Annotated in this window: 20 protein-coding genes, 1 pseudogene and 1 riboswitch; of the genes and pseudogenes, 11 read left to right on the top strand and 10 right to left on the bottom strand. The window is 71.2% G+C overall.

Features of this window, described 5'->3' with window-relative positions:
• Positions 1-28 precede the first annotated feature (28 nt).
• Positions 29-469 carry a hypothetical protein gene (locus ACQ860_RS19360; RefSeq protein ID WP_431304969.1) on the top strand — a complete coding sequence of 147 codons (441 nt, stop codon included), beginning with the start codon at positions 29-31 and terminating at the stop codon, positions 467-469.
• Here ACQ860_RS19360 and ACQ860_RS19355 read toward each other — a convergent pair.
• Positions 466-1,146, bottom strand: a complete 681-nt coding sequence (locus tag ACQ860_RS19355; RefSeq protein ID WP_431304968.1) for a glutamine amidotransferase-related protein — start codon at positions 1,144-1,146, stop codon at positions 466-468. The two genes, ACQ860_RS19360 and ACQ860_RS19355, sit on opposite strands and share 4 nt — an antisense overlap.
• 97 nt (positions 1,147-1,243) lie before the next feature.
• On the opposite strand from ACQ860_RS19355, the gene ACQ860_RS19350 reads away from it, so the two are divergent.
• Positions 1,244-1,777: a hypothetical protein gene (locus tag ACQ860_RS19350; RefSeq protein ID WP_431304967.1), complete on the top strand. Its 534-nt coding sequence runs from the start codon at positions 1,244-1,246 to the stop codon at positions 1,775-1,777.
• Positions 1,778-1,782: 5 nt separating this feature from the next.
• Here the strand turns inward: ACQ860_RS19350 and ACQ860_RS19345 are convergent, their stop codons facing one another.
• A complete protein-coding gene (locus ACQ860_RS19345) occupies positions 1,783-3,099 on the bottom strand; it encodes a dihydroorotase (protein ID WP_431304966.1) in 1,317 nt (438 codons plus the stop codon).
• 159 nt (positions 3,100-3,258) lie between these two features.
• On the opposite strand from ACQ860_RS19345, the gene ACQ860_RS19340 reads away from it, so the two are divergent.
• The 3 genes from ACQ860_RS19340 to metE all read left to right on the top strand — a co-directional run bounded on the left by ACQ860_RS19340 (position 3,259) and on the right by metE (position 6,456).
• Entirely contained in the window at positions 3,259-3,459 is a 201-nt protein-coding gene (locus tag ACQ860_RS19340; protein WP_431304965.1) for a DUF1289 domain-containing protein, read from the top strand.
• A 7-nt stretch (positions 3,460-3,466) separates the two neighbouring features.
• A riboswitch (cobalamin riboswitch) is annotated at positions 3,467-3,700 on the top strand.
• A 125-nt stretch (positions 3,701-3,825) separates the two neighbouring features.
• On the top strand, positions 3,826-4,038 hold the full coding sequence (locus tag ACQ860_RS19335) for a DUF1289 domain-containing protein (protein ID WP_431304964.1): 213 nt from the start codon (positions 3,826-3,828) through the stop codon (positions 4,036-4,038).
• 114 nt (positions 4,039-4,152) lie between these two features.
• Entirely contained in the window at positions 4,153-6,456 is a 2,304-nt protein-coding gene (gene metE / locus ACQ860_RS19330) for a 5-methyltetrahydropteroyltriglutamate--homocysteine S-methyltransferase (protein ID WP_431304963.1), read from the top strand.
• Positions 6,457-6,480: 24 nt separating this feature from the next.
• Here metE and ACQ860_RS19325 read toward each other — a convergent pair whose 3' ends face one another.
• Entirely contained in the window at positions 6,481-7,434 is a 954-nt protein-coding gene (locus tag ACQ860_RS19325) for a Bug family tripartite tricarboxylate transporter substrate binding protein (RefSeq protein ID WP_431304962.1), read from the bottom strand.
• 127 nt (positions 7,435-7,561) lie between these two features.
• Here ACQ860_RS19325 and ACQ860_RS19320 point away from each other — a divergent pair, with 127 nt between their 5' ends.
• Both ACQ860_RS19320 and ACQ860_RS19315 read left to right on the top strand, forming a co-directional pair.
• Complete coding sequence (locus tag ACQ860_RS19320) at positions 7,562-8,320, top strand: ABC transporter ATP-binding protein (RefSeq protein ID WP_431304961.1); 759 nt, start codon at positions 7,562-7,564, stop codon at positions 8,318-8,320.
• Complete coding sequence (locus ACQ860_RS19315; protein WP_431304960.1) at positions 8,317-9,117, top strand: ABC transporter permease; 801 nt, start codon at positions 8,317-8,319, stop codon at positions 9,115-9,117. The genes ACQ860_RS19320 and ACQ860_RS19315 overlap by 4 nt, the downstream gene beginning before the upstream one ends.
• A 1-nt stretch (position 9,118) precedes the next feature.
• On the opposite strand, the gene asnB is transcribed toward ACQ860_RS19315, so the two are convergent.
• The 5 genes from asnB to ACQ860_RS19290 are packed head-to-tail and all read right to left on the bottom strand — an operon-like array spanning position 9,119 to position 14,505.
• The gene (gene asnB, locus ACQ860_RS19310) at positions 9,119-10,870 is read right to left on the bottom strand and encodes an asparagine synthase (glutamine-hydrolyzing) (RefSeq protein ID WP_431304959.1); all 1,752 of its coding nucleotides are present in this window, start codon (positions 10,868-10,870) and stop codon (positions 9,119-9,121) included.
• A gap of 11 nt (positions 10,871-10,881) precedes the next feature.
• Positions 10,882-11,877 (bottom strand): glycosyltransferase, encoded by a 996-nt coding sequence (locus tag ACQ860_RS19305; protein ID WP_431304958.1) that lies wholly within the window; start codon positions 11,875-11,877, stop codon positions 10,882-10,884.
• A complete protein-coding gene (locus tag ACQ860_RS19300; protein WP_431304957.1) occupies positions 11,874-12,833 on the bottom strand; it encodes a glycosyltransferase in 960 nt (319 codons plus the stop codon). The genes ACQ860_RS19305 and ACQ860_RS19300 overlap by 4 nt, the downstream gene beginning before the upstream one ends.
• Complete coding sequence (locus ACQ860_RS19295) at positions 12,830-13,594, bottom strand: glycosyltransferase family 2 protein (RefSeq protein ID WP_431304956.1); 765 nt, start codon at positions 13,592-13,594, stop codon at positions 12,830-12,832. Before ACQ860_RS19295 ends, ACQ860_RS19300 begins: the two co-directional genes overlap by 4 nt.
• Positions 13,591-14,505: a glycosyltransferase family 9 protein gene (locus ACQ860_RS19290; protein WP_431304955.1), complete on the bottom strand. Its 915-nt coding sequence runs from the start codon at positions 14,503-14,505 to the stop codon at positions 13,591-13,593. The genes ACQ860_RS19295 and ACQ860_RS19290 overlap by 4 nt, the downstream gene beginning before the upstream one ends.
• Positions 14,506-14,568: 63 nt before the next feature.
• On the opposite strand from ACQ860_RS19290, the gene ACQ860_RS19285 reads away from it, so the two are divergent.
• The 4 genes and pseudogenes from ACQ860_RS19285 to ACQ860_RS19270 all read left to right on the top strand — a co-directional run bounded on the left by ACQ860_RS19285 (position 14,569) and on the right by ACQ860_RS19270 (position 16,665).
• Positions 14,569-15,384 carry a YgfZ/GcvT domain-containing protein gene (locus ACQ860_RS19285; protein WP_431304954.1) on the top strand — a complete coding sequence of 272 codons (816 nt, stop codon included), beginning with the start codon at positions 14,569-14,571 and terminating at the stop codon, positions 15,382-15,384.
• Complete coding sequence (locus tag ACQ860_RS19280; protein ID WP_431304953.1) at positions 15,377-15,838, top strand: methyltransferase family protein; 462 nt, start codon at positions 15,377-15,379, stop codon at positions 15,836-15,838. Before ACQ860_RS19285 ends, ACQ860_RS19280 begins: the two co-directional genes overlap by 8 nt.
• Before the next feature lie 75 nt (positions 15,839-15,913).
• A pseudogene (locus ACQ860_RS19275) lies at positions 15,914-16,084 on the top strand (transposase); the annotation flags it as partial.
• On the top strand, positions 16,063-16,665 hold the full coding sequence (locus ACQ860_RS19270) for an IS5 family transposase (protein ID WP_431302837.1): 603 nt from the start codon (positions 16,063-16,065) through the stop codon (positions 16,663-16,665). The pseudogene ACQ860_RS19275 and the gene ACQ860_RS19270, both read left to right, overlap by 22 nt.
• 105 nt (positions 16,666-16,770) lie before the next feature.
• On the opposite strand, the gene ACQ860_RS19265 is transcribed toward ACQ860_RS19270, so the two are convergent.
• Both ACQ860_RS19265 and ACQ860_RS19260 read right to left on the bottom strand, forming a co-directional pair.
• Positions 16,771-19,920 (bottom strand): efflux RND transporter permease subunit, encoded by a 3,150-nt coding sequence (locus ACQ860_RS19265; protein WP_431304952.1) that lies wholly within the window; start codon positions 19,918-19,920, stop codon positions 16,771-16,773.
• Positions 19,917-21,131 carry an efflux RND transporter periplasmic adaptor subunit gene (locus ACQ860_RS19260; protein WP_431304951.1) on the bottom strand — a complete coding sequence of 405 codons (1,215 nt, stop codon included), beginning with the start codon at positions 21,129-21,131 and terminating at the stop codon, positions 19,917-19,919. Before ACQ860_RS19260 ends, ACQ860_RS19265 begins: the two co-directional genes overlap by 4 nt.
• Between the last annotated feature and the right edge of the window lie 9 nt (positions 21,132-21,140).

Genomic DNA, 21,140 nt, shown 5'->3' with positions numbered 1-21,140 from the left:
TCAACCCGCGCGGGCGATGCTGGCCGCGATGCGTGCCGCCCTGCCCCCGCCCCTGACGCTGATCGCCTTGCTGGCCGCACCGCTGCCGCTGGCGGGCTGCGACACCGCGAGCCTGGCGATCGCGGGTGCCGCGAGCGTTGCCTCCATCACCCTCACCGGGCGCGGCGTGCCGGACATCCTGGTCTCCGGGCTGAGCGGGCGGGATTGCTCGATCGTGCGGCTGGACCGTGGCCTCTCCTATTGCGCGCCCGTGCCGCCGCCGCCCGGGCCACCGCCCTATTGCACGCCGAGCCTGGGCCGCGTGGATTGCTGGGTGACGCCACCGCCCAGCGTCCCCATGCAGCGCGGCGTGGTGGATGGGCCGGTCTATCTGACGCCCGCTCAGGAGGCGAACCGCACGGCCTGGTGGCCCGGCATCCCGGCCGACCTGCTGCCGCGCATCGAGCCGATGGCGCAGGCTTCGCCCTAACCCTCGAGGAACCTCGCGATCCAGGCGCGCATCCGCGCCGCGTCATCCGGCCTGCGCAGCGATTCCATCGCCGCCTCGCCCGCCGCGCCATGCATCTCGCGCCGGCCCTCGAGGAGGGCGATGGAGAATTCGGGCGTGAATTCGGGGTGGCATTGGAAGGAGATGGCATCGCCATGGTCGAGGCCGGCGAAGGGCGTGAAGTCGCTGGCGAGGCAGACCCGCGCGCCGGGCGGCGGCGCCACCACCTGGTCCTGGTGGGAGGCCGCGATGCGGATGGGCGCCGGGCCATCCATCCAGGCGGCGCCGGCCGTGACGTCGTAGCGGTGCAGGCCGATGCCCCAGCCCTTGTCGGACTTCACCACCCGGCCGCCCAGCGCCTCGGCCAGGATCTGGTGGCCGAAGCAGATGCCGACGAGCTTCGCCCTGCCGCGCGCCGCGACGAGGAAATCCTTGAGCGGCGCGATCCAGGGCAGGTCGTCATAGACCCCGGCCGCCGAGCCGGTGATGAGCCAGGCGTCGCAGGCGGTGGGGCTCTCCGGCATGCGGCCGGTGGTCACGTCATGCGGCACGGCTTCGTGCCCTGGCGGGACCAGGCGGCGGATCATGTCGGCCATGCCGCCATGTTCGGGGATCAGGGCCTCGGGGATTTCCCCGCATTGCAGGATGCCGATTCGCATGGGGCGAGGAGACCAGCGGCGACGCGGCCTGTCCATGACGGCAACCCCAGGGCGGATCGGCGGTTTGAAAGGGCGAGTGATCCTGAAGGAGGATGCCATGAAGCTTCCGCACATCGCCGCCGCCGCGCTGCTCGCGACCCTCGGCGCGGCCCAGGCCCAGCCGGCCAGCGAAACGCCCGGAATGTCGCGCGACGCCGCCCGGCCGAACATGCCGCCCGCCCCCGGCACGAACACGCCGGCCGGCGTGGTGCAGGGCACGGTGCCGCCGATGACCGGCCAGGGTGGGCAGCAGGGCACGGTGCCCATCGCGCCCTCGCCCGGCGTTCCGCCGCAGGGCGAGGCCCGGGGCACGCGCCAGTCGGCGCAGAGCGGGCTCGCGCCCGGGGACAGGGCGCGCGACGCGCAGGGGATGGGCGCGGGCAAGCCCGCCACCTCCATGCCGCAGGGCTCGGTCGCGGGTCAGGCACCGGGCATGGGCTCGACCGGCGCGGCCAGTGGCGGCACGCCGGGGAGCATGCAGCCGGGCCTCACGGGCCAGGGCCGGATGGCGCCGGGGAGCACCGGCACGCCGCCGTCACGATCCGGCGCCACGCCGGGCGGAACGACGCCGGGAACCGCGCCGACCCGCTGAAGCGTCTACCGGAACTTCACCGGGCGGCCGACCGGGCCGCCCAGCACCTCATCCTCGCGCATGGCCACATGCCCGCGGATGATGGTGCCGACCGGCCAACCCTGGCAGCGATAGCCGTCGAAGGGCGTCCAGCCGCAGGGGCTCGCGATCCAGTCATTGGTGATCTCGCGGGCCTTCGCCATGTCCACCAGCGTGAAGTCGGCGTCGTAGCCCACCGCGAGGCGGCCCTTGTTCACCGCGCCATAGATGCGCGCGGGGCCGGCGCACATCAGGTCCACCAGGCGCATCAGGCTGAGGCGCCCGGCGCTGACATGGTCCAGCATCACAGGCACGATGGTCTGGATGCCGGTCAGCCCCGCCGCCGTATCGGGCCAGGGGCGCTCCTTCGCCGCGCGGGAATGCGGCGCGTGGTCGCTGCCCACCACGTCCACCGTGCCGTTGCGCACCGCGGCCCAGGCGGCCTCGAGGTGGCGCTGGTCGCGGATGGGCGGGTTCATCACGGCATAGCCGCCGAGGCGGTCATAGGCCTCGTCCGTCTGGGTGAGGTGGTTCATCAGCACCTCGACCGAGCAGATGTCCTTGTAGTCGGCGAGGTAGGCGAGTTCCTCGGCCGTGCTCACATGCAGGATATGCGCGGGGCGGCCGGTCTTGCGGGCGATCGCCATCAGGCGCTTCGTGCCGAGCATCGCGCATTCCACATCGCGCCACTCCATGTGGTTCCGGTGCGGCATGCCCGACGTGTAGTTGGGCTTGCGCGCCTGCAGGCGATACTCGTCCTCCGAGTGGTAGCAGATGCGACGGCGGCCGGAGCGCATCACGGCCTCCAGGCTCGCATCATCCTCGATCAGCAGGTCCCCGGTGGAGGAGCCGGCGAAGACCTTCACCGCGCAGACATTCTCCTCCGCCTCCAGCGCCGCGAGGTCGGGGATGTTCTTCTTGGAGGCGCCGACATAGAGGCCGACATCGCAATAGGCGACCTCGCTCACATATTTCCGCTTCCAGGCGAGCTGCGCGGAATCCGTGATGGAGGGCGCGGTGTTCGGCATGTCGAAGACGGCGGCGAGGCCGCCCAGGATCGCGGCCTTCGTGCCGGTCGCGATGGTCTCCACCGCCGCGTCACCCGGCTCGCGCAGATGGACATGGGCGTCGATCAGGCCGGGCAGCACGTGCAGGTGGCGGCAATCCACCTCCTGCGTGGCTTCGGCGGTGCGCAGGTTGCCCATGGCGGCAATGCGGCCATCGCGCACGCCGATGTCCAGCGGCTCGATGCCCCAGGGGAGCACGGCCTGGCCGCCGCGCAGGATGAGATCGTAATGGGGCATGGACATCTCCGTCGAACAGGGCGCCAATCTGACGCGTCCGCCTTGAGAAGCAAGACGGGGGGCAAGACGGGTACTGGACGCGGGGCCCCGGCCTGGGGAAGGATGGGCGCAAAGCGGCCCAAGGCCGCGGCCGCCGGGTGGTTCCTCTGGAGTTGCCCCATGCGCGATGCCCCACCCTCCCCCTGCCGCAATCTCTGCCGCCTGGAGGCGCATGTCTGCGCCGGCTGCGGCCGCACCGGGGCCGAGATCGCGCAATGGCCGGCCGCCACGGCGCCCGACAAGCGCGCCATCCTGCAACGCAGCGCGGCGCGCTTGGCGGCGCGATCGGATAGGGTGGAGATTTGTCTTGACGCGACATGACATAAGGATATGTTGATGACGTGTTGGTCCGGCGCGAGCCGGTGAAAAGGGAACGCCGTGCGGCCCCCTCCCCTCCAAGGGAGGTCAGGCCAAGTCGGCGGCTGCCCCCGCAACTGTCAGCGGCGAGCTGACCCTGCTTCGCCCCGTTTCGGGGCGCGCCACTGGGGATTCCTCCCTGGGAAGGCGGCAGGGCCGGCATTGACCCGTGAGCCAGGAGACCTGCCAGCGCATCGACCCACCCAATCCCGGCGCGGGGTGCCGCCGGACAGGAGACATGACCATGCGCCTTCACCGCGCCCGACTGCCCATCCCCAGACCCGGCCGAAGCCGGCGGAGCTGTCCCGGCCGCGCGCCGGGCTGACCGCCATGCCAGCCCTTCCCGACCAAGCCGAGGCGCCCGCCTCGCCCTGCGTGCAGATCTGCGCGCTGGATTCCGCGGGCATCTGCATCGGCTGCGGCCGCAGCCGCGATGAGATCACCCGCTGGATGCGCGCCTCGGCCGCGGAACGCCTGGTGATCTGCCGCGCGGCGCGGGAGCGGCTGGCGCTTCGACACCTTCCGCCAACCCCAGGGCGCTGACGCGGCCCCCGCCATCGCGCGGGGCCCGATCCGGCTGCACGCCCCCCGCCCCGCCACGGGGGCGAAGGGCGAAGGCCGCGCCACGCCCGGACCTTGTCTCAGGGATGACATCACATGACAGCCTATAATCTCGGCTTTCCGCGCATGGGCCTCCGGCGCGAACTCAAGACCGCGCTCGAGGCCCATTGGTCGGGACAGGCCGATGAGGCCGCGCTGCTCGCCACCGCCGCCGAGCTGCGCGCCCGTCATTGGGCCCTGCAACGTGCGGCCGGCATCGCCGTGCCGCCCAGCAACGACTTCGCGCTCTATGACCATGTGCTCGACCACGCCTGCGCCTTCGGTGCGATTCCCGAAGGCTATGGCTGGTGCCGGGGCCAGTCGGTCTCGCTCGCCACGCGCTTTGCCCTCGCCCGCGGCGCGCGCGGCACGGCGGGCGAGCGCCTGGCCGGCATCGCCCCGGGCGCGCCGGCCCTGGAAATGACCAAGTGGTTCGACACGAACTACCACTACCTGGTCCCCGTCTTCCGCGCCGGCCAGGAGTTCGTGGCGACCGGCTTCCCGGCGGTGGAGGCCTTCGAGGAGGCGAAGGCGCAGGGCGTCCAGACGCGGCCCGTGCTGCTGGGGCCCGTCTCCTTCCTGCTGCTGGGCAAGATGGCCGATGGCAAGGGCGACCCGCTGGCGCTGCTGCCCGGCCTGCTGCCGCTCTATGCCGAGACGCTGCGCCGGCTCGCCGCCGCCGGCGCGCGCGAGGTGCAGATGGACGAGCCCTGCCTGGCGCTCGACCTGACACCCGCCGCCCGCACCGCGCTGCGCGCCGCCTATCTGGTGCTGGCAGGTGCGGCGCCGCGCCTCTCGATCATGCTTGCCGCCTATTTCGGCGACCTGCGCGAGAATCTGGAGACGGCGCTCACCCTGCCCGTCGCCGGCCTGCATCTCGACCTGGTGCGGGCGCCGCGCATGCTGGATGTGGCGCTGCGCCACGCGCCGCCGCGCATGATGCTCTCGCTCGGCGTGGTGGATGGGCGCAATGTCTGGGCGACGGATCTCTCCCGCGCCTTCCGGCTGGTGCGCGCCGCCGCCGCCGCGCGGCGCTTCGAGCTGCTGCAGGTCGCCCCTTCCTGCTCGCTGTTGCACAGCCCGATGGACCTTACGGCTGAGACCGGCCTCGACCCCGAGCTGCGCGGCTGGATGGCCTTCGCGCGGCAGAAGCTGGAGGAGGTGGCGATCCTCGCGCGCGGCCTCACCGCCGGTCGCGGCGCCATCGCGGAAGAGCTGGCGGCGAGCGATGCGCGCCAGGCGGCGCGGCGCGGCTCGCCCCGGCTGCATGATCCGGCCGTGGCGGCGCGCCTCGCCGCCGGCCGCGCCGAGGATGCGGCGCGCGCGCCCTTCGATGAGCGGCGCCTCGCGCAGCAGGCGCGGCTCCGGCTGCCGCCCTTCCCCACCACCACCATCGGCAGCTTCCCGCAGACCGCCGAGATCCGCGCCGCCCGCGCCGCCCGCAAGCGCGGCGAGGTGACGGCGGCGGGCTATGACGCCTTCCTCACCGAACGCATGGCGGAGGCGATCCGCTGGCAGGAGGAGATCGGCCTCGATGTGCTCGTGCATGGCGAGTTCGAACGCAACGACATGGTGGAGCACTTCGCCGATTTCCTCGTGGGCTTCGCCGTGACGAAGAATGGCTGGGTGCAGAGCTATGGCTCGCGCTGCGTGAAGCCGCCGGTCATCTTCGGCGACGTCTCCCGCCCCGCGCCGATGACGGTGGAATGGGCGCGCCGCGCACAGGCGCTGACCGCGCGGCCGATGAAGGGCATGCTCACCGGCCCGGTCACCATGCTGCAATGGTCCTTCGTGCGGGACGACATTCCGCGCGCGGTGGTGCGGCGGCAGCTGGCCTATGCGATCCGCGACGAGGTGACGGATCTGGAGGCCGCCGGCATCCCCATCGTGCAGATCGACGAACCCGCCTTCCGCGAGGGGCTGCCGCTCCGGCGCGACGAATGGGACGCCTACCTGACGGATGCGGTGCAGTGCTTCCGCATCTCGGCCAGCGGCGTGCAGGCCGAGACGCAGATCCACACCCACATGTGCTACTCCGAGTTCAACGACATCATGGACCGCATCGCGGAGATGGATGCCGACGTGATCTCGATCGAGACGGCGCGCAGCCGGATGGAGCTGCTCGCCGCCTTCGTGGATTTCGCCTATCCGAACGAGATCGGGCCGGGCGTCTATGACATCCACGCGCCGCGCGTGCCCGAGGCGGCGGAGATGGAGCGCCTGCTGCGCATCGCGGCGCAGCGGGTGCCGGCGGAGCGCATCTGGGTCAATCCCGATTGCGGGCTGAAGACCCGGCGATGGGAGGAGGTTCGCCCCGCGCTGCAACGCATGGTGGAGGCCGCGCGCAGCCTGCGCGGCTGAACGGCACCGCCGCGCCGGGGAGGCTTACCCGGCGCGGCGGGCCACGCCCGAGCCGCGGATCGCTGCCTCCACGCCCGGCCGCACCTGCTGGATGAGGGCCGCGGTCTGCGCCCCATCCAGCACGCGCGAGGCGATGCTGGCGTTGTTCTGCCGGGCCTGGACCTCCGGGTCGCGCGCCGCGGCCAGCAGGGCGCCGGCCAGGCGTTCGCGGATGGGTGGCGGCAGGCCGGCGGGGCCGGCCCAGATGATGGGCTGGCGCGTCGCCGTCTCGAAGCCCTGCTCGATCAGCGTCGGCACCTCGGGGAATTCGGGCCAGCGATCCACGCTGGCGCTGGCCAGCATCCGCAGATTGCCGGCGCGCACCAGGCCGATCATCTCCGGCGTGCCGGTGTAGGTGTCGATATGGCCGCCCGCCACCTGCGCCGCCGCATCGGTGATGCTGCCGAACTGGATGTAGTTCATCTCGAAGCGCGCGAGGCGCTGGAACTCGAACATCGCCACCGCCGAGCCCGGGTTGGTGCTGGCGAAGGTGACGGGGCGGCGCCGCGCCTCGGCCACGAAATCGGCGATGCTGCGGACATTGGGCATGGAGGGGCCGACGGGGAAGCCGATGCGAAGCTCGGAGGTGGTGCCCAGGATGTCGAAGCTCTCGAAGGGCCGGTAGGGCACCTCCATCGTCAGCGGCGCCACCACCAGCGCGGAGAGGCCGACGAGGCCGAAGGTGTAGCCATCCGGCCGCGAGGCCGCGATGCGCGCGGGGCCGAGCGTGCCACCCGCGCCCGGCGTGTTGCGGACGATGACGCTCACCCCCAGCGCGCGTTCCATGTGGGCGGCGATGGAGCGCGCCACCACATCCGTGCCGCCGCCCGGGCCGAAGCCGGTGACGAGCTGGACCTCCCGCGTGGGCCAGGCTTGCGCGCTGGCCTGCAGGGCGGGAATGGCGAGGCTGGCGCCCGCGAGCAGGCTGCGGCGATGCATGGCGTGTCTCTCCCCGGGGTCGCGGCCCTTCATGGGGCGGCGATCCCTCGCGCAAGCCTCCCTGGCGGGGCGGCGTGCTGTCAACGAAAACCATGGAGGGGGTGACGATGCGCCCCGGGGGCCGCATATGCGCGATGTGACCCAGGCCCTGATCGTCGAGAATCTCGTGAAATCCTATGCGCCCGACCGTCCCCCGGCGGTGGATGGGCTGAACTTCACCCTCGCCCGGGGCGCGACGATGGGGCTGCTGGGCGGCAATGGCGCGGGTAAGACCACGACCATCGCCATGCTGCTGGGCCTGCTGGTGCCGACATCGGGGCGCATCACCGCCCTCGGCCATGACATGGCGACGGACCGCTTCGCCGCGCTGGCGCGGATGAATTTTTCGTCCCCCTACATCTCGCTGCCGCATCGCATATCGGTGCGCGAGAACCTGACCGTCTATGGCCATCTCTACAACGTCGCCGGCCTCAAGCGCCGCATCGCGGAACTGGCCGAGGAACTGCAGCTCACCGATTTCATCGACCGCCCGGCGGGCGAGCTTTCGGCCGGGCAGAAGACGCGCGTCGCGCTCGCCAAGGCGCTGATCAACACGCCCGAGCTGCTGCTGCTGGACGAGCCCACCGCGAGCCTCGACCCCGATACGGGCGACTGGGTGCGGAGCAGCATCGAGCGCTACCGCGAGGCGACCGGCTGCGCGATCCTGCTGGCCAGCCACAATATGGGCGAGGTGGAGCGGCTTTGCGGCCATGTGCTCATGCTCAAGCAGGGGCGCGTGGTGGATCAGGGCGCGCCCGCCGATCTCGTCGCGCGCTATGGGCGCGAGGATCTGGAGCAGGTGTTCCTCGACATCGCGCGGGGCACGCGGGCGGAGGCGCTGTCTTGACGCCGTCTCTTCGCCGCGTCTGGGGCCTCGTCTATCGCCACCTCGCGCTCTACCGCCGCTCGCCGCCGCGCGTGATCGAGCTGATGTACTGGCCCATCCTGCAGATGATCGTCTGGGGCTTCATGACGACCTATCTCACGGGGCTTCAGAACAACGTCGCGAGTGCCGCCGCCGGCGTGCTCCTGGGCGGCGTGCTGCTGTGGGAGGCGGCTTTGCGCAGCCAGATGGGCTTCTCCATCTCCTTCCTGGAGGAGATCTGGTCCCGCAACCTCGGCCACATCTTCGTCTCGCCGCTGCGCCCGGGCGAGCTGGTCGCGGGGCTCATGGCGATGTCGGTGCTGCGCACATTGATCGGCGTGGTGCCGGCGATCCTGCTCGCCTGGCTGCTCTATGCCTTCAACGTCTTCGACATGGGGCCGGCCATGGTGCTGTTCTTCACCGCCCTCATCCTGATGGGATGGGCGGTGGCGCTGGGCTGCACCTCGCTCATCCTGCGCTACGGCGCGGGCGCCGAGAGCCTCGCCTGGTCGGTGCTGTTCGGCATCGCGCCTTTCGCCGCCGTCTTCTATCCGGTGAGCACCCTGCCCGTCTGGCTGCAGCCTGTGGCCCTCGCCCTGCCGGCGGCGCATGTCTTCGAGGGGATGCGCGCGGCGCTGATGGAAGGGCACGTCGCCTGGGGGCATCTGGCCGCCGCCTACGCGCTGAACGCGCTCTGGCTCGCGGGCACGGGGTGGCTGTTCATGCGGCAATTGCGCGCGGCGCGGGTGCGCGGCGCGCTCTTGAACATCGGCGAGTGAGTTAGGCCAGGACGTCGAACACGTCGCCCTCGGCGGCGAGCCCCTCGATGTGGCGGCGGTGCCAGAGCGCGTAGAAGAGCAGGTGCCAGGCCGCCGCCCCTGGCTTCTTTTCGCCCGCGCGGCGGAAGATCTGCTCGACGCGGCCGGGCTTGCAGATCTCGGCGATGCCGGGCTGGCTCGCGACGAGAGGCCCCAGCACATCGGCCCGGCGTTCGATCCAGGCGCCGACGGGCACGGTGAAGCCCTGCTTCGGGCGGAAGGGCTCGCTCGCAGGGAAGTGCCTGGCGAGCCAGGCGCGCAGCAGATACTTGCCCTGGTTGTCACGCACCTTCAGCGCATCCGGCAGGCGGAAGGCGGCCTCGGCCACGCCGGAATCGAGGAAGGGCGTGCGGCCCTCCACGCCATGCGCCATCAGGCAGCGGTCGAGTTTGGTCAGCAGGTCATTGGGCAGCCAATCCGCCACGTCCAGCGCCTGCGCCGCCTGCAGCCGCGTGCGCCCGCCGCGCGCGGCCTCGCTCTCGGCCGCCGCGATGCCGTCACGCCAGAAGCGCGGTTCGTTCCGCAGGACGTCCATGCGGTCGAAGGTGCCGCGCGCACGCATCGCACGCCCCCAGCGCCACCAGGGCCGCATGGCCGAGCGGTAGCGGCCATAGCCGCCGAAGATCTCGTCACCGCCCTCGCCCGAGAGCACGACCTTCACCTCCTCCCGCGCGCGGCGCGCGAGGAACCAGGTGGGGATGATGGCGTAGTCGGCCGCCGGGTCATCCATGCAGGCCACGATCTCCGGCAGATGCCGCCAGACCATCGCCTCATCCACCATCACCTCGACATGGCGCGCACCCGCGGCCTCGGCCGCGCGGCGCGCGGCGGCGCGTTCATCGGCGGCCCCCTTCACATCGAAGCCCGCGGTGAAGGCCATCACCGGCTTCTCGTTCAGGCGGGCCATCATGGCGAGGATGGCCGCGCTGTCCGTGCCGCCTGAGAGGAACAGACCATAGGGCACGTCGCTGCGCTGATGCAGCGTGACGCTTTCCTCCAGCGCGGCGTCGAGGCGGGCCAGCGCCGCTTCCTCCGTGATGGCTTCCGGCGGGCCCTCGGGCAGGGCCATGCGGCGGTGGCGCTCGACGATCTTGCCATCGGCGATGGTCAGGCTCTCGCCGGGCAGCAGGCGGCGGATGCCCTGGAAGATGGTCTCCGCCCCCGTGGTGAATTGCAGCTGCAGCAGCTCATCCCGCGCCTCGGGGCGGATGCGGGCCTGGGCGAAACCGCCCGCGATCAGCGCCTGCGGCTCGGAAGCGAAGGCGATGCCCGCCTCGGTCTCGGCGATGTAGAGCGGCTTGATGCCGAAGGGGTCGCGGGCGAGGACCAGGCGCCGCGCCGGGCGGTCATGCAGCGCGATGGCATACATGCCGCGCAGCGTCTCCACGAAGCCAAGCCCATCGCGGCGATAGAGATGCAGCGGCGGCTCGCAATCGGATTGCGTGGCGCAGAGGAGCTGGTTGACCTCGCGCAGCTCGCGGTAATTGTAGATCTCGCCATTGGCGACGAGCGCAGCGCCGCCGGCGAAGAGCGGCTGGTCCCCGGTGACGAGATCAATGATCGAGAGGCGGGTGTGCGCGAGGGCGACGGCACCCGCCACATGCTGGCCCGAGCCATCCGGCCCGCGATGGGCGAGGGCGGCGACCATCGCATCCAGCGCGCCCTCGGGCGCCTGGGCGCCGGGGCGCAGCGCGAGGCCCGCGAGGCCGCACATCTATCGATTCCTCATCGCTGCACCTTGTGCAGGAAATCGCGCCACTGTGCGAGGACTGTCGCCTCCGCGAAGTCGCGCTCGAAGGCGTCGCGGCCGGCGGCGGCGAGGCGCGCGGCGCGTTGAGGGTCCGCCAGCAGCGCACGGATGGCCTCGGCCATGGGCTCCGGCGCGTCCACCGGCACCAGCAGGCCGGTCTCGCCATCCTCGATGAGCTCGGAGGGGCCTTGCGCGGCGGCGGCGATGACGGGCCGCGCGGCGGACCACGCCTCCAGCACCACATTGCCCAGGGGTTCGTGGCGCGAGGGGCAGAGGAAGAGGTCGCTGCCCGCCAGCAGCGCGCCGGTATCCTCGCGCCAGCCCAGCAGCGCCACACGGTCCGCCACGCCGCATTCCCGCGCCAGGGCTTCGAGGGCCGCGCGTTCCGGCCCCTCGCCGGCGATGCTGAGATGGGCACCCGGCACCAGGGCCATGGCGCGGATCAGCGTGTCGAAGCCCTTGTTCGTGTGAAGGCGGCCCATGGCGAGCAGCTGCACGCCGGGCGCCGGCGGGACACCCGCGAAATCGGTGACGAAGTTGGGCAGGAAATGGACGCGCTCCTCTGGCCAGCCCTGGCTGATGATCCAGCGGCGCAGATCGCGCGTGTTGCCCACCAGGTGGTCGCAGTGGCGGTAATATTTCAGGTCGTAATAGCCGCCGAGCCGTCCCACCAGCGTCCAGTCGCCACGTGGCGTCATGCCCGCCGCGCGGTTCATCCAGGCCATCGCCACACGCGGCCGCCAGTCGCTGAGGATGCGGTTCAGGCGCATCGGCGTGAGGATGTCGAGCGCGCCGCCGAAGCGCAGCTGCACCGGCTGCGTCGCGGCGAGGCGCGCCGCACGGCCGGGATCACGGCGGATCACGGGCAGCACCGCCTCGCCCGCGCCATGCAGAGCCAGCGTCAGCCGTTCATAGAAGGCCTCGGCCCCGCCCTGCGGCGCGCCGGCCATGATGTTGGCGAGACGAATCATGCGAGCGCCTCGAAGGCCTGCGCCACATCGGTCCAGTTGGGCCCGGGGCCGCGCGCCAGCGCCGCGCGATGCATGCGCAGCCAGAGCGCGTCATCCTGCAGCAGCGCCTGCGCGGCGGCGACGAACTCCGCCTCGTTGCGCGCCACCATGCCGGTCAGCCCATCCTCGATGCGCTCGGCGACGGCACCGCGGTCCATCACCACGCAGGGCAGGCCCGCCGCCTGTGCTTCCGCGACGGCCAGGCAGAAGGTCTCGCCCGGGTCGCCGAGGTAGAGCATGCAGCGCGCGCTCATCAGGCGCGCGAGCAATTCGGGGCGCGCCACCGGGTCAAAGAGCGTGATGCCCGGCACCGCGCCCGCACGCGCCAGGATGGGCGCGGCGCGGGCAGCCAGGCGCGGGTCATGGCCATAGGTCGCTGCCCCCGAATAGGCGTGCAGCTCGCCCAACCCGATGCGCGGCCAGAGCCGCGCCAGCTCATCCAGGCCGCGCAGCGGGTTGGAGGTGAAGATCGCAACCGGCGGCGGGGCCGCGCGCTCGGGCGGCGAGGCGTCGAAGGGCGGGGCGACGGCCAGCGGGATGTCCACGCGCAGCCCGGGCAGCCAGCGCGGCAGTGTGGCCATGTGGTGCGGACCCAGCGTCACCAGCGCCGGGCGCGCCAGCAGCAGCGGCCAGGCGTGGCGTGGCTTGTTCAGGTAGCGCGCCGGATTGTGCAGCCAGAGCACGCGCCGCCCCGGCGGCAATTCGCGGAACAGGCGCGGCACGCGCGTCGCGATGACCAGATCCGCGCGATCGGGCAGCGTCCCGCGCTCGTCCTCGAAATGCAGCGTCAGCTCATGCCCGCGCCGCGCGAAGGACTGCGCGAGCAGCGCCACCGCCGTCTCCACGCCGCCCAGGGGCCGCTCTCCGATCGCGTCCGCCTCGATGCGCGGCCCCTCATTGGCCAGCACGATCTTCACGGCCGGTGCCGCTCCGGCTCCAGCTTGGCCTTGAGGTAGGAGAGCAGCGGAAACAGCCCGGCGCAGAGCGCGATGAGCAGGCCCCATCCGCCCTCCTTGTAGCCCTTGCGCCCGATCAGGCATTTGAAGGTGCGCGAGATGAAGCGCCGGACGTTGTTGCCCAGCGTGCCGATGTCGCCCTCAGCCAGCAGATCCGACGCCTTGGCGCTGCTGTAGCGGTCGAGCCGGCGCAGCATGTCGGAGATGTCGCGGTCCAGCTCATGGCGGATGCCGTGCGCGGTCAGCCGCTCGCCTTCGGAACCGGTCCAGTCGAGCCCCGGATGCACGCGCTGCGCCCGCCAATGCTTGGCGCCGCGGCGGAAGAGGATGGGCTTCAGCGTGGTGCCGAAGCTGCCGCCCCAGCCGTGGAGGATCAGCCGCTCGCCCACGTAGTTGTCGATGCGCACGCGGTGGAAGGCGGCGCTGCTCCGTTCGATCAGCGCGCGGATCTCGGCCCCCAGTTCCGGCGGCACGCGCTCATCGGCATCCACCTCCAGGATCCAGTCGCCCGAACACGCCGCGATGCCGGCATTGCGGCGATCCCCCTCCAGCGCCCAGCCGCCCTCCAGCAGCACCGCACCGGCGGCGCGGGCGATCTCCGCACTCGCATCCGTGCTGCGGTCCAGCACCACCACGATCTCATCGGCGAAGCCGAGGGTGGCGAGGCAGGCGGGCAGCCGCGCCGCCTCATTGCGCGCGACGACGAGGGCGGAGAGCTTCATGCCGGCACCGGCAGCGCCAGCACGCGCTCCGTCGCCTCCACCACCTGCTCCACCGCCAGGCGCTGCATGGGCGTATTGGCCGGCGGCCCCTTGGCCAGCACGGCCTGGGCGCGGGCGCCGATGGGCGCGTATTCGCTGGCCGGCGTCGGGCCGAACAGCCCCAGCGTCGGCGCGCCGGTCGCGGCGGAGAGATGCATCAGCCCGGAATCATTGCCGATGAAGAGGGCGCCGCGCGCCAGCACCGCCGCCGCCTCGGGCAGGGACAGCTGGCCCACGAGATCGAGCGCCTCCGGCAGCGCGGCCAGCACGGGTTCGGCCATCTGCCGCTCCGCCGCCCCCGGCCCGCCCAGGATGGCGAGCCGCGCGCCGGGCAGCAGCCCCTCGGGCGCGGTCAGCTTCTGCGCGAGCGCGATGAAACGCTCCGCCGGCCACATCTTCACCCGCCAATTCGCCGTGGGCCCCAGGATCAGCCAGGGCCCGCCCGGCAACAGGGCCTCGGCCTTCGCCGCCTCCGCTTCGCCGAACCAGGCGACGGGGCGCGGCGCAGGGGTGACGCCCAAGGTTTCCGCGATGTGCAGCAGCCGGTGGCCCGAGCGCCGGCCGCCCTTCATGACCGCGCGCTTCCGCGTCAGCAGCGTCCAGGCGATGGCCGAGCCGCGCAGATCCACCACCAGGTCCCAGCGGCGGAACGCCACCTGGCGCCACAGCTCCAGCCAATGCAGCGACCAGCGGCGCTTGGTGACGGGGATGATGCGCTCCAGCCCCGGCATGCGGGCGAAGACGCCCTCGGCCACCGTGCCACAGGCGATGGTGACGCGCGCGCCCGGATTCTCGCGCAGCAGGTGGTCGAGCAGGCCCGTGGACAGCACGGCATCGCCGATGCGGGTGGAGGTGATGAACAGGATGCGCACGGGAGGCGTCTAGCAGAAACGACGCGGCTTGAACCCCCTCGGCGAAACCGCCACATCCCCCCCATGCCGATCGCCACCTTGACCGACCGCGCCGTCCTCGAAGTGACGGGCGAGGACCGCCTCGCCTTCCTCCAGGGCCTGGTGTCCAATGATGTGACGGAGGCCGCGCCAGGCCGCGCCGTCTGGACCGCGCTGCTGACGCCGCAGGGCAAGTGGCTGGCCGATTTCTTCCTGACCGCCGACGGGGACCGCCTGCTGCTGGATGCTGAGGCGGCGCAGGCCGACATGCTCATGCAGAAGCTGCTGCGCTTCCGCCTGCGCTCCAGGGTGGCGATGGCGCCGCTCGCCGGCTGGGCGGTGCAGGCCGGCTGGGGCGGGGCCGCGATGCCGGATGGCGCGACCCCCGACCCCCGCCTGCCCGAGGCCGGCTGGCGCCGGATGACACCCAGGCCCGCGACGCCCGACGCCACGGAAGATGACTACGACGCGCATCGCCTGGGCCTCGGCCTGCCCGACGGCTCGCGCGACATGCAGGCCGAGCATTCCGTGCTGCTGGAAGCGGGCTTCGACGAGTTGCACGGCGTCTCCTGGTCCAAGGGCTGCTACATGGGCCAGGAACTCACGGCGCGGACCAAGTATCGCGGCCTGGTGAAGCGCCGCCTCGTGCCCGTCGTCGTGGAGGGCCCCCTGCCCGCGCGCGGCACGCCCGTCATGCAAGGCGCCGCGGAGGTCGGCGAGATGCGCTCCGGCCGCGAAGGCCGGGGCCTGGCGCTGCTGCGGCTCTCGGCGCTGGGGGCCGGCCCGCTCGAATGCGGCGGCGCGCGGCTCCTGCCGCTGTTTCCCAGCTGGATGAAGCTGCCGGAGGCGAGCGATGCCTGAGACGGATCACGGCCCCGGCGTGCGCATCCCGCCGCCGGTGATGGTGGCGGTCGCGCTGGGCTTCGCCTGGGGCCTGCAGAAGCTGCTGCCCGTCCAGCTTGGCCCGCCCGCGGTCGCGCTGGGGGGCATGGTGATCTTCCTCGCCATGGGCTGGGTGGGCTGGGCGCTGCTCGTGCTGGTCCGCGCCGGCAATGACCCCCGGCCGGACAAGCCGGACACCGCCTTCGTGGCCGCCGGCCCCTACCGCTTCGGCCGCAACCCGATCTATTTCGGCTTCCTGCTCTTCCTCGCCGGTGTCGCGCTGAGCTGGGGCACGCTCTGGGCCTGGCTCGCCGTGGGGGCGACCTTCATCGCCCTCGACGTGCTGGTGGTGCGGAAGGAGGAGGCCTATCTCCGCACCCGCTTCCCCGAGAGCTACCCGGCCTACCTCGCCCGGACGCGGCGCTGGCTTTAGGCTCCAAACCCAATCAGGTCTGGCTTCGACACGTTGCGATGTGATTCGCTGCCTTCGTTCAGGGGGGCGACGCGGATGGCGCATGGGTTTTGGCTGACGGATCGGCAGTGGGAAGCGATCGCGCCGCTCCTGCCGCAGAACCAGCCCGGGGCACGTCGGGTGGACGACCGGCGTGTGCTCAGCGGGATCGTGCACATGCTCAAGCATGGCGGCCGCTGGCAGGATTGCCCTCGGATCTATGGCCCGCCCACCACGATCTACAATCGCTATCACCGCTGGTCGCAGCGCGGCATCTGGACGCAGATGTTGACCGCGCTGGTACAGGCGACGCCAGGTGGTCTGCAGTTGATCGACAGCACGACAGCCAAGGCACAGCGCGCGGCGGCGGGCGGAAAAGGGGGGCCGAGTTCCAGGCCATTGGCCGCTCCCGCGGCGGTCGCGGGACCAAGATCCACCTCGTAACCGATGGCACGGGCCGCGTTCTCACCTTCGTCGTGACGCCCGGCCAGATGGGCGACATGCGCCCCGCTCACGACCTACTCGCCCGCCTGCCCCCGTCAGCCAAGCTCCTGGCCGACGCGGCCTATGACAGCAACGGCCTGCGTGCGTTTCTCGCCGAGCGGGGCACCCTGCCGGTCATCCCGAACAACCCCACCCGCAGGCGGTTCCATCCCTTCGACAAGACTGCCTACCGAGCGCGAAACGCCATCGAGCGAACCTTTAGCCGGCTGAAGGACTGGCGCCGCATCCACACCAGATACAACAAGCTCGCCAACAACTTCGCCTCGGCCGTCGCCATCGCAGCCGCAATCATCTGCTGGTGCTGAATGAGTCTCGAGCCTAGAGCATGATGCGTTGAGGCGGAATCGCCGCAGCGGTGAATCATCCTCTCAACAAGGCGAGACCGTGATCCAGCGATAGCGGATCACGGTCTAGCCCGGTAGCGTCTTCTCGGCCGCGGCCTTCGGCTTGCGCTTCCGCTCCTCCCAGCGCTGCAGAACGGTGAAGAAGGCCGGCACGAAGAGCACCGCGAGCCCGGTATTCGCCAGCATGCCCGACATGACCGCGATGCCGATGGAGTTGCGCGCCGAGGCGCCCGCGCCCGTCGCCATCGCCAGCGGCAGAACGCCGAGGATGAAGGCGATGGAGGTCATGATGATGGGCCGGAAGCGGACCCGCGCCGCCTCGATCGCCGCTTCCTCGATCTCCATGCCCTTGGCCCGCAATTCGCGCGCGACCTCGACGATGAGGATGGCGTTCTTGGAGCCCAGCGCCACCAGCAGCACCAGGCCGATCTGCGTGTAGAGATTGTTGGCGATGCCAAGCCCGATCAGCGCGCCAGCCGTCCCCAGCAGCGCCAGCGGCACCGCCAGGATGACGCCGATCGGCGCCAGCCAGCTCTCATACTGCCCGGCCAGCACCATGTAGACGAGCAAGAGCGCCAGCGCGAAGACCAGGTACATCTGGCTGCCGACCTGCGCCTCCTGGTAGGAGAGCGCGGTCCAGTCGAAGCCCGTCCCGCGCGGCAGCACATGCCCGCCGATCTGCTCCATCAGCCCCATCACCTCGCCCGAGCTGAAGCCCTGCGCCGGGATGCCGCTGATCATGGCCGCCGGATAGAGGTTGTAGAGGTTGATGAGCGAGGGGCCGAGCTCCATCCGCCAGGAGGCGAGCGCGCCCACCGGCACCATCTGGCCCTGGCGGTTGCGCACATGCAGCTGGCCGATGTCGTCCGGGTTCACCCGCGCCTCGCCATCCGCCTGGACATAGACCTGGAAGGTGCGGCCGAAGCGGTTGAACTGGTTGACGTAGGTGGAGCCCAGATAGCTCTGGATGGTCGAGAAGACATCGGCCACGCCCACCTGCAGGGCCTCGGCCTGCACGCGGTCCACCTCCACCCGCAGCTGCGGCACCTCGGCGCGGAAGGTGGTGAAGGCGCGGTTGATCGCCGATTGCGAGGAGGCGTTCTCGACGATCGTGTCGGTCAGCCGCTGCAGCTTGGTCCAGTCGAAGACGCCGTCCCGCAGCTCGACCATCATGGAGAAGCCCGAGGCATTGCCGATGCCCTGGATGGGCGGCGGCGGCAGGACGCTGATCGCCGCATCCTGGTAGGTGCTGAAGCGCCGCAGCATCGTCGCGTAGAGGCCGCGCAGATCCCTCCCGCTGCTGGGCGGCCTGAGCGACCAGTCATCCAGGATCACGTAGATCACGCCCGCATTCACCAGCGTGGCGTTGTTGTCCAGCACGGAGACGCCGGTGATGACGATGGTCTGCGCGACGCCGGGGATGGCGCGCACCTCGGCCTCCACATCGCTCAGCACGCGGTGCGAGCGTTCGAGCGAGGCGCCGTCGGGCAGCTGCACGCTGAGCAGCAGGTAGCCCTGGTCCTCGGTCGGGATGAAGGCCGTGGGAATCCGCGTCAGCCCCCAGCCGGCAAGCCCGATCATGCCCAGCGCCAGCACGACCGAGACGCGCGCATGCCGCACGATGACGGAGACGACGCGCGTATAGCCCCCCTCCACCACGCCGAAGCCGCGGTTGAAGACCCGGCAGAAGATGTTGCGCTGCTCGGGCGGCTTGGCGGGCTTGAGCCACATGGCGCATTGCGTGGGCTTCAGCGTCGCCGCGTTGATGGCGCTGATGAGCGCGGTGGCGGCGATGACGAGGGCGAACTGGCGATACATCTGCCCGGTCAGCCCGGGCAGGAAGGCGGCCGGCAGGAAGACCGCCATCAGCACCAGCGTGATGCCGATGATGGGGCCGAAGAGCTCGTCCATCGCCTTGCCCGCGGCGACGTGCGGTTCCTCGCCCTTGTCGATGTGATGGGCGGCCGATTCCACCACCACGATCGCGTCATCCACCACGATGCCGATGGCCAGCACGATGGCGAAGAGCGTCGAGAGGTTGATGGTGAAGCCGAGTGCGGCCATGGCGGCGAAGGCGCCGATGATCGTCACCGGCACCGTCGTCGCCGGCACCAGCGTGGCGCGCCAGTCCTGCAGGAAGACGAGGATGACGGCCAGCACCAGCACGCCCGCGATGATGAGCGTCACATAGACCTCATGGATCGAGGCCTGCACGAAGACGGTCGTGTCGAAGGGAACGGCCCAGGTCATGCCCTCGGGGAAATCGCGCGAGAGGCGTTCCATCGTCGCCTTCACCTGCGCCGCCACCTCGAGCGCATTGGCGCCGGGCAGCTGGAAGATGCCGAGGCCGGTGGAGGCCTTGCCGTTCCAGTTGAAGATCTGGCTGTAGGTCTGCGCCCCCAGCTCGACGCGGCCCACATCGCGCACGCGGATGAAGCGCCCGCCCGGCTCGGCCTTGATGACGATGTCCTCGAATTGCGAGACATCCTCGAGGCGGCCCAGGATGTTCAGCGTGATCTGGAAGGCCTGGCCCGAGGGGGCCGGCTGCATGCCGAGCTGCCCCGCCGCCACCTGCTGGTTCTGCTGCTGCAGCGCCGTGATCACATCCGCCGGCACCAGGCCGCGCGCCTGCATCTGGTCGGGGTCGAGCCAGACGCGCATGGCGTATTGCGCGGCGCCGAAGACGCGCACCTGGCCCACGCCGGGCAGGCGCGCCAGCTCCTGCATCAGGTTGATCGTCGCGTAGTTCGCCAGGAACAGCCCGTCATGCCGCGGGTTGCTGGAGGCGAGGGTGACGATCTCCAGGATCGAGCTCGCATGGATCTGCGTGGTGACGCCCTGCGCCGCCACCGGCGCGGGCAGCTGCGCCAGCGCGGCCGAGACGCGGTTCTGCACCAGCACCTGCGCCATGTTCGGATCGGTGCCGATCTCGAAGGAGACGGTCAGCGTGTAGGAGCCGTCCGCCGCCGACTGGGACTGCATGTAGATCATGCCGGCCACGCCGTTGACCTGCTGCTCGATCGGCAGCGCCACCGTATCCACGATGGTCTGCGCCGAGGCGCCCGGATAGCTGGTGGTGACGGTCACCGTGGGCGGCACGACGTTCGGATACTGCGCGACCGGCAGGTTGAAGACCGAGACGGCGCCGATCAGCACGAAGAGCATCGCGATGACGTTGGCGAGGATCGGCCTCGCGATGAAGAAGCGTGAGATCATCGGGCGGGCGCCGCCGCGGGGGCAGGAGCGGCGGTGGGCGCCGGATTGGCCACCGTGCCAGTGACGGGCTCGGCCGGGGGCGGCGCGATGGTGCCGCGCTGCACCGTGACGCGCGCTCCAGGGATGGCGCGCTGCAGGCCGGAGATCACCACCTGGTCATCCGGCTTCAGCCCCCCCTCGATCACGCGCAGCGTGCCGATGCGCTGACCCAGCACCACCGGCCGCTGCTCGATGGTGGAATTGGCGCCGACCACGAGCAGATAGGAGCCGAGCTGGTTGGAGCCCAGCGCCGCCTCCGGCACCATCAGCGCATCGGGCCGCGTGCGGATCGGCACGCGCACCCGCACGAAGAGGCCGGGCAGCAGCGTCTGGTCGGCATTGGCGAAGAGGCCGCGCAGCTGCAGCGTGCCGGTTGCGGCGTCGAGCTGCGGCGCGATGTAGTCGAGCCGCCCGGCGATGCGGAACTGCGAATCCCCGGCCAGCGCGATCTGCACCGGCGGCGCGTTCTCGCCCAGCTGGTCCGGCCGGCGGATGCCGCGTCCGTCCAGCTCGCGCCGGATGCGCAGCAGGTCGCGCTCATTGACCGAGAAGTTCACATGGATGGGCGAAAGCTGGACCAGTGTGGCGAGCCGCGTCGGCGTCGAGGCGCCGACCATGGCGCCCACATCCACCATATGCGCGCCGGCCACGCCATCGAAGGGCGCCGTGACATCCGTGTAGCCGAGGTTGATGCGGGCCAGCGCCAGATTGGCCTGCGCCTCCGCCAGCGTCGCCTGCGCCTGGTCGCGCTGGGACTGCCAGCGCTCCAGATCGGCCTGGGCGGTGGCGTTCTGGCTGATCAGGCGCTGCTGGCGCGAGAGCTCGGCATTGGCGCGGTCGAGCAGCGCCTGGTTCTGCTGCACCTGCGCCTCGGATTGCTGGACCTTGGCGCGATACTGGTCCGGCTCGATCTGGAACAGCCGCTGGCCGCTGCGCACCACCGCGCCGTCGGCATAGTCGATCGAGCGCAGGAAGCCCGGCACGCGGGCGACGAGGTCGATCACGCTGACCGCGACGGCGCTGCCCGTGGCCTCCAGATATTCGGTCGCCGGCGCCACCGCGGGCGTCGCCGCCGTCACGGGCGGCGGGGGCGGCGGCACGAAGGTGTTGTCCTCCTTGCAGCCGAGCAGCACGCCCGTGATCAGCAGCAGGCTGGCATGACGTCGGATCATCGGGATGCT

It is taken from the genome of Sediminicoccus sp. BL-A-41-H5 (genome assembly GCF_050632405.1).
Classification (GTDB): domain Bacteria; phylum Pseudomonadota; class Alphaproteobacteria; order Acetobacterales; family Acetobacteraceae; genus Roseococcus.
This window is presented reverse-complemented; position numbering and strand designations above follow the sequence as displayed.